The organism is Rufibacter sp. JT3400010, assembly GCF_054956755.1.
Genome location: NZ_JBUDXA010000019.1, coordinates 107843 through 115653 on the forward strand (window position 1 = coordinate 107843; position 7811 = coordinate 115653).

Sequence of the window (7811 nt, forward strand, 5' to 3'; positions counted from 1 at the left end):
CGCCTGCTCTCAAGACCTCGTAGTGTGCGCAATACGAGTGTCTAAGCCACCCCCACGTTTAAGGGTGGGTTTTTGAAAATCGGCGCAAAAGGGAGAGCTTGCGTATAAACCACGGCTTGAAATATCAGGAATTCGGGCTTCTGCGTACATGCAAGTGAAAGGGCTTTTTGCTTGCCAAGCGTGAAGTCTTTTAAATATTATTCAATTTTACCCATTCACTCAATCATTCAACCACTCAATCAGTCATTCAGTGCCAGCACGCATGAACAGGAAAGTAAGGGAGCTACAGTACTTTTTCTACAGCCAGAACTTCTATGATGGCATTCGGGTCACCATAGCGGCGCTGCTGCCTGCCTTGCTGATGTCGCAACTGGGGCATTTTGAGTTGGGGATTGCCATTTCATTAGGCGCCATTAGCGTGAGTCTGGCAGATTCGCCGGGCCCCATGCGCCATAAACGGAACGGGATGGTAGTGGGCATTGGCGTCTGCGCGTTAGTGGCGTTGGTGACTGGCTTTGCGCGCATGCACACGGTTACGTTAGGGTTGGAGATTCTGGTGTTCAGCTTTGTGTTTTCCATGCTGCTGGTGTACGGTATGCGGGCTTCGTTCATAGGGTTGGGAGGCTTGCTGGTGCTGGTGATGACCATGGACCGGCCGCTCACGGCAGAGCAGGTACTCATCAACAGTGCCCTGGTTATGGCGGGTGGCGTGTGGTACCTGTTGCTCAGTTTGGTCACCAACCAGTTTATGCCGTACCGCCCGGCGCAGCAGGCGTTGGGCGAGTGTATCAGGGAAGTGGCGAAATACCTTCGGATGAAAGCCGCCTTCTACCAACCCCACACCGATTTTGACGCAACGTACCGTGGGTTAATCTCGCAGCAGGTGCTGGTAAACGAAAAGCAGGATGCCGTGCGCGAACTGCTGTTCAAAAGTCGGCAGATTGTAAAGGAATCTACAGAGTCTGGCCGCACGCTGGTGATGACGTTTGTAGACATGGTTGACCTGTATGAGCAGGTAACGGCCATCCATTATGACTATGCCTCCATTAGGGAGCGGTTTGGGCACACCGGTATTTTGCAGGAAATGGGCAAGTTTATTGAGTATCTAGCCGATGAACTGGACAACATTGGTTTTGCCATTCAGGCGAACCTACGGCACAAGAACTTGCTTAACATTGCCCAGAAACTGGACGAACTCAAAGCCAAAATTGACGCAGTAGGGGAGCAGCAGGGCCTGAGCGGAAACATGGTTCTGAAGAAAATCTTCGTCAATATCAGAACCATCGCACAGCGCCTTTCAGACATCCTTACGTACTTTAACGCCCATTCTGAGCAGGTGCAGCAGCGCGCCCGGGAACTGGAGTTTTCCCAATTTATCACGCATCAAAACTTTGACCCTAAATTGTTCTGGAACAACCTCACGTTTGAATCCTCGGTGTTCCGGTTCTCGTTCAGGGTGGCGCTGGTGGCCTTGTTCGCCTATACATTGACCAAGATTTTCCCGTACGGGCAGCACAGTTACTGGGTCCTGCTCACGGTGGTTTTCCTCCTGAAACCCGCTTTCAGCCTCACCAAGCAACGGAACATCCAGCGGGTGGTGGGCACCGTGGTGGGTGGGGCCATTGGCTTACTGGTTTTGTTTCTGGTACAGGATGAACGGCTGCAATTTGTGTTCCTGCTCATCTTCATGACCGGTTTTTACAGTGTGCAGCGCATCAATTACGTGCTGAGCGTGATTCTTATGACCCCGTTTATGCTTATACTGTTCAACTTTCTGGGCGGCGGAAGTCTGGCCATTGTGCAGGAACGCGTGGTAGATACTGTGGTGGGCTGCGCCATTGCCTTTGCCGCCACGTATTTTGTGTTCCCCAACTGGGAATCTAAACAGGTGGGCGGGTTTATGCAGGCCGTGCTCAAAGCCAATCTGCGCTACCTGCAGGTATTAGCAGATGTATTGGCGGGCAAAGAAGTGCAGGAAGTGGAGTATAAACTGGCAAGAAAAGAAGTGTACGTGACCTCAGCCAACCTATCGGCGGCGTTCCAGCGCATGACCAATGAGCCTAAAAGCAAACAATTGAACGGCCGCGAGATCTACCAGTTTGTGGTGCTCAACCACATCCTTTCTTCGTACATCGCTACTATTGTCTCGGCCAGGCTTCGGCAGGAAACAGGTGCTTATTCCAAAGCTTTCCTGCGGTCCTTAAAGCGTGCCACTTCCTCCCTGGTAGACGCGCTTCATCCCTTTGACCCCGACTTCAAGGCACCCGAGAGTACCTGTCTTCCGCCTGAGCCCGAACTGCCCGAGAAAACTCCGCTCTCGTCAGATGAACTCCTGCTCAAAGAACAACTGGAGTTTATCAGAAAAGTCACCACAGACATTGCTAAAACCTCCTCCAACGTAGGGAAAAAGATGGTGGCTTGAGCAAGCTGTTTTAAACCTCTTTTTAGAAATTCGGCTGAAAAGCCAGAATGGGTTTGGAAGAGATCCATTTGTTTTCTATATATGTACATACATTTAATGTAAGCAAACAAGTTCAACGGTCAGAAACGGCCTACGTATACCCTACAGGCAACTAGTAACAAGTCAACTAATTATAAAACTATGGCAACTACCAAATGGTCATTAGACCCTACGCACAGTGAAGTGCAGTTCAAGGTGAAGCACTTGATGATTACTACCGTTACCGGTTATTTCCAGACGTTCAACGTGGAGGTTGAGACCGAAGACGAAGATTTCTCCAAGGCCACCAGCATTCTGTTCACCGCCGATGTGAATTCCATTAACACCAACAACGAGCAGCGCGACACGCACCTGAAGTCAGCCGACTTCTTTGATGCCGAGAGCCACGGTGAAATCAGGTTTGTGGGCAATCGCTATGAGCAAGCAGGAAGTGACGCCGCCAGACTGCACGGCGATTTAACGGTGAGAGGCATTACTAAACCCGTTACTGTTGACGTAGAATTTGGCGGTATTGTGGTAGACCCTTATGGCCAGACCAAAGCCGGTTTCACGGTGACTGGTAAAATAAGCCGCAAAGAATTCGGCCTGACCTGGAATGCCGTTACCGAGGCCGGAAGCGTGGTGGTTAGCGATGACATCAGACTGAATGCCGAGATTCAGTTAGTAAAGCAGGGGTAATTACTTATAACCTTTATAAACCAGAAAAGGAGCTGCACCCGTGCGGCTCCTTTTCTGGTTTATAGGGGAGGAGGGAAGCGTGGCCATTGACTTGCGCTGTACTTCTACTAAATCGCTTAAAGAGCCTTCTATCTTTAGCAAAGCAGATTCTGGCGCAAGAGTCCGCATATGTCGGCGTTTTGCAGATCAGCTATATGTGCGGACACAAGCGGACACTTGCGCCAGAAAGCTTTTGGAAGAATGTAAATACGAAATGGTATTACTTAGAATACAGCTACTTCTCAATAGAAGGCAGATTCCTCTCCTTCTCTGCTTTGTAGATACTTCTTAGATAAATATAAGCTTTTTCTATTATTAAGCATATCCTTGTAAAATAATCACTTATAACTATTCCGTTACAATATTTTAAAATTCAGTTAACCTTGTTTAAAAGCCTTCGTACTGTGGTATGTTACTTACCAAAAGTAGCGTTGAAAGCGCAGTGTGCATGGGAATAAGAAATACATTTGGTATTGACCTAATACCTGAGAATGAGGCAGACCGGATACAAAAGCTGCACGATTATCAAATTCTAGACATTGAAACCGAAGGCCCTTTTAAGCACATAGCCGCCTTAACTGCCCACATCTTCAAGGTGCCCATTGCGTTGGTTTCTTTTGTTGATTCTGACCGTGTTTTCTTTAAAGGAAACACAGGCATGGAAGAAACAACTGAGATAGACCGGGACATCAGTTTGTGCTCACTGTCCATTTTGCGGCCAGAAGTCACTGTTTTTGAAGATGCCCTCCAAGAACCGTGCCTGTTGGCAAATCCGTTGGTGGCCGGTGAGTTCGGACTTCGGTTTTACGCGGCGGTTCCCATCACTACGTATGACGGGTACAACCTGGGTTCTGTCTGCATTGTAGACAAAGCACCCCGTCACTTTACCGATGATGACCGTACCACGCTGGAGTACATGGCGAAATTGGTGATGGATGAGCTTGACCTCTGGAAATGTCAGTTGTATGTGCAAAACCATAGAATGAATTGAGCTGCTGAAAAGAGCCTTTTATGATATTTATAACGAAAGCCTGAGTTTGTAAGGAACTTGGGCTTTTGCTGTTTTATACCGGTGTTGGTTTGCTTTTTTGCTTATTGCGTGAACGTAAGGGTATGCAGTATGTTGTTCCCTTGGCTTGGCTGCTTATTGCGTGGGTGCAAGTGCTGCGTTGTTTCATCTTTTCTGATAAGCGCTCACGGCCGCGAGGCCCCGTCTTCCCCTCTCGCACTGCCCTTTCGGCCTGCCTTGTCCTTTGCGTTTAGCTAGAGCCTTTCCAGGGCCAAAAGCGAGGCGCGCTCGGGGAAGACTGGAATTGGGGAAAGTATCAGCAGCGGTGATAGGACCTGTAGAGACCAGGCACTGCCTTGTCTCTAGTACGCATTGTTATCTTTTCAAGAAAATCTGCCCTCTAAAGCGGAGACTCCCCCTTTGAAGGGGGCGAAGGGGGATGTTTACACCTGCTGATCACACGCATTCCTTTCTCCCTTGATATGGTTCAAGTCTGTGACTTGGACCTACCATGACCGGAAGTTTGAAACTTCCATGAGGCGAGAGCCTCAAAAACGTTCGCTGATTCAATAATGCAAATACCCCTGAAATGAATTGGTGAGCGGTGAGATGTGTTTTGCACCATTCCTTCCTTAAAAGGAGCATCAAGCCCATATAAGTTCTACTAGTTTTTGGTGCCAGTGCTCATTTGCTACATGTTTTACCTAAAACACGTAAGAAACAGAATGTCTTGCTAAACTCTGTTTGCAAGTGCAAAAGGCACCTTTGTTTTACCAGGATTATTGTTATATTTTTGTTTAGAAATTTGCCAATCTGTTTGAACGGCGAAACGTTGTGTAAAAAGTTTTAAAGTAACAGTCGTCATGGAAAATGCTCTCGCCATTGCCAATTTCTTCATTAAGAAGTCTTTTGATACCGGCGAACCCGTGACAAATATGAAGCTGGTGAAACTGGTGTACATTGCCCATGGCTGGTACCTGGGGTTGTCGGGGCAGCCGCTACTCAGTGAGCCGGTAGAGGCCTGGAAATATGGGCCGGTGGTGCCCTCTGTGTATTACAGTTTCAAGGATTTTGGGGGAGATGCCATTCGGCAGATGGCCACCGGCTCTAATGCCAATGATACTGCGCCTATTCCCTTACCCAGTACTGATTTGGTGCCTTTTCTGGAGAAGATCTGGGAAGTCTACGGGCAGTTTTCGGGCATAGATTTGTCTGCCATGACGCACCAGGACCTTACCCCCTGGAAGATGGTCTGGGACACCCAGGGAAAACACAACAACAACGTCATCATTCCCAATGACCTTATCAAAGAGTACTACCAGAAGTTAGTTAATGCCCCCCATGCAACCCACTCAGCCTAGTACCCCCTTGTTACACCTTGATCTGGAGGCCATCAAGGCCTCTCCACCTCCACAAACAGCCTTAAGAAAAGCGAAAGAAGAAGACGAATGGTTTAACAATGACCGCCGCAAAAGAGAACACCAGCGGGAGCAGGGCGCCAGAACCATCATTCACTGGGCCATTCAGGGAAACATCATTGTGGCGGGCATTATCATAGGGATCTGCCTGGCGGTAAGAGGCTTCCACCTCATTGCCGCTGAAGACTATAAATGGCTCCAGAAAGAGCAGATAGACCTGCTGGATAGTTTGGCCAAATACGCCGGTTCCGGAGCTGTAGGAAGTTTACTCACCCGGTACCTCACCAAGAACATTGAGCACGGGCAGGGGCATTCTTAAAGTAGCTTTCTAGGTGCTTTCTGGAAAACACCGTTAAAACCAAAAGGAGAGCCACAAGCTCTCCTTTTGGTTTTAACGGTGTTTGATTGTGTGAAAGAAACTTAGTTGCGGGTGGTCAGGGGCTTTTTACCACCAAACCACACCTCCTGCATTTCCACGCCTTCGGCATTAGACAGGTTAATGGGCACGTTCACAGAGTCAATGCTGATGTTCTTCAGAGACAGGTTGCGTACTTTCTTTTCGGCGAAGCCCTCTACCAGAATGCCGGTGCCGGTGGCTTTCTGGCAGGAAATGTTATTGAAGTAGATGTCATGAATGTCAGTCTGGTAGCCCTGGCCTTCGTTCTTGTACTTGGAGGTAATCATAATGCAGTCTTCCACTTCGCCGAAGGAGACATTATTCACAAAGATGTTGGCAATCTCGCCCCCACGGTCGGCGTTCGATTTCAGGTAGATGCCCCGCTTGAGCTTACCGGCAAAGGTGCAGTCGTCAATGTACACGTTGCGTACCCCCGCCGACATTTCGCTGCCCATCACTACGCCGTGCAAGCCCATGAATTTGCAATTTCTAATCACAATATTCTGGCTGCTGCGTTTGGAGGCACGACCATCATGATCCCGTCCGGCTTTGATGGCGATGTTGTCATCTCCGTTGTTGAAAGAGATGTTTTCAATCAGGACATCTTCAGAATACTCGGGGTCAATGCCGTCGTTGTTCAGATTGTGGGCGTTGAACTGTACGCCGCGTACAATCACGTTTTTGCACAACACCGGGTGGATGCACCAAAATGGCGAGTCCTCAATCCTGATGTTCTCAATCAAGACGTTCTCGCATTCAAAGAACTGAATTAACTGCGGCCGCAGGAACCGGCCTTTCCCGAACACCCGCTTCTCCACAGGAACCTGCCGGTGGTTCATATCGCGGCTCTCGTCCTGCGCGGGTTTCTGTTGGTCGCGCCACTTCGCCCATTTTTCGGCCTCCGCCGCTTTGATGGTTCCTTGGCCGGTAATGGCCACATTTTTCAACCCGATGCCGTAGATAAACGGGCTGTAGTTGTACAGGAACGTGCCTTCCCAGGTGGTTTTCACTACGGGCAGGTAATGGTCAGCCTCGGCACTGAACACCAGAATGGCTCCTTCCTGCAAATGAAGTTCTGTGTTGGATTGGAAGTGGATAGGGCCATTTATTTGGTACGTTCCCGCTGGTACCACAATGCGGCCGCCTTTGCTTTTCCTGGCCTGTTGCATGGCTTTGTCAAAGGACGATTTCCAGTTGGTGCCGTTGGCCGAGGCGCTCTTAAATTGGGTAATGCTGATTTCCTTGTTTGGGATAACCGGCGCTTTGATGCGCTGCAGAATGACCTCTTTGGGATCTGGAGCAGAGTTGAAACTTGCTAACGCTACCAAAGAAACAAACACTGCCACGGCGGGTACCCAGCGAGGAAGCTTTTTCGGTAATCTTAGTCCAAACTTCTCTTTTGCCGAAGTGGGGAAGGTGTGCTGCTGTTTCATTTATATTTTTTACCCTAATGCGAAAGACAGAAAAGTAAATATAATGTTAAAACGGGTTTTATGAGTGAAGATACTTTGCTCTACCAATTTACCCTGGAATTCATTTTTCGCCGTTGTTGGCGTTATCACCAACAACTTCTAATCAGTTCTGTTTAATGCCAGTTTCTAGAAAGGAGCCGATAAAGGATTGTTGGTGATAACACCAACAATGGCACTAATAGGGGCACTTCAGACTATTTATCATTCTGGAAGATCTTGTGTGCGAACAAGAATAGCTTTAGTGAAGCATTGTTACCGCTCGCAACCAAGATCCTTTCAGGATGACAAAGAAATGGATGTGGGAATACTTTTTTCTTTGTGCTTATTGGCCTAAGCC

General features: G+C 48.6%; 6 protein-coding genes. 5 read left to right on the forward strand and 1 reads right to left on the reverse strand.

What is annotated here, in order from left to right:
- The first annotated feature begins 262 nt into the window (after positions 1–262).
- From ACY0JR_RS16145 to ACY0JR_RS16165, 5 genes are all read left to right on the forward strand, one after another.
- Positions 263–2422 carry an FUSC family membrane protein gene (locus tag ACY0JR_RS16145; RefSeq protein ID WP_462635161.1) on the forward strand — a complete coding sequence of 720 codons (2160 nt, stop codon included), beginning with the start codon at positions 263–265 and terminating at the stop codon, positions 2420–2422.
- Between the two features lie 180 nt (positions 2423–2602).
- Positions 2603–3139, forward strand: coding sequence for a YceI family protein (locus ACY0JR_RS16150; RefSeq protein ID WP_462635162.1), 537 nt, complete (start codon positions 2603–2605; stop codon positions 3137–3139).
- Between the two features lie 487 nt (positions 3140–3626).
- Complete coding sequence (locus ACY0JR_RS16155; RefSeq protein WP_462635163.1) at positions 3627–4169, forward strand: GAF domain-containing protein; 543 nt, start codon at positions 3627–3629, stop codon at positions 4167–4169.
- A gap of 881 nt (positions 4170–5050) precedes the next feature.
- On the forward strand, positions 5051–5548 hold the full coding sequence (locus tag ACY0JR_RS16160) for a Panacea domain-containing protein (RefSeq protein ID WP_462635165.1): 498 nt from the start codon (positions 5051–5053) through the stop codon (positions 5546–5548).
- A 7-nt stretch (positions 5549–5555) separates the two neighbouring features.
- Positions 5556–5924, forward strand: coding sequence for a hypothetical protein (locus ACY0JR_RS16165; RefSeq protein ID WP_462635166.1), 369 nt, complete (start codon positions 5556–5558; stop codon positions 5922–5924).
- A 101-nt stretch (positions 5925–6025) separates the two neighbouring features.
- On the opposite strand, the gene ACY0JR_RS16170 is transcribed toward ACY0JR_RS16165, so the two are convergent.
- Positions 6026–7435 carry a glycoside hydrolase family 28 protein gene (locus ACY0JR_RS16170; protein WP_462635167.1) on the reverse strand — a complete coding sequence of 470 codons (1410 nt, stop codon included), beginning with the start codon at positions 7433–7435 and terminating at the stop codon, positions 6026–6028.
- Positions 7436–7811: the final 376 nt, after the last annotated feature.

Excerpts from the sequence above, each read along its gene's own strand:
- ACY0JR_RS16145 (WP_462635161.1), top strand. The coding sequence starts at position 263 with ATGAACAGGAAAGTAAGGGAGCTACAGTACTTTTTCTACAGCCAGAAC.
- ACY0JR_RS16150 (WP_462635162.1), top strand. The coding sequence starts at position 2,603 with ATGGCAACTACCAAATGGTCATTAGACCCTACGCACAGTGAAGTGCAG.
- ACY0JR_RS16155 (WP_462635163.1), top strand. The coding sequence starts at position 3,627 with ATGGGAATAAGAAATACATTTGGTATTGACCTAATACCTGAGAATGAG.
- ACY0JR_RS16160 (WP_462635165.1), top strand. The coding sequence starts at position 5,051 with ATGGAAAATGCTCTCGCCATTGCCAATTTCTTCATTAAGAAGTCTTTT.
- ACY0JR_RS16170 (WP_462635167.1), bottom strand. The coding sequence starts at position 7,435 with ATGAAACAGCAGCACACCTTCCCCACTTCGGCAAAAGAGAAGTTTGGA.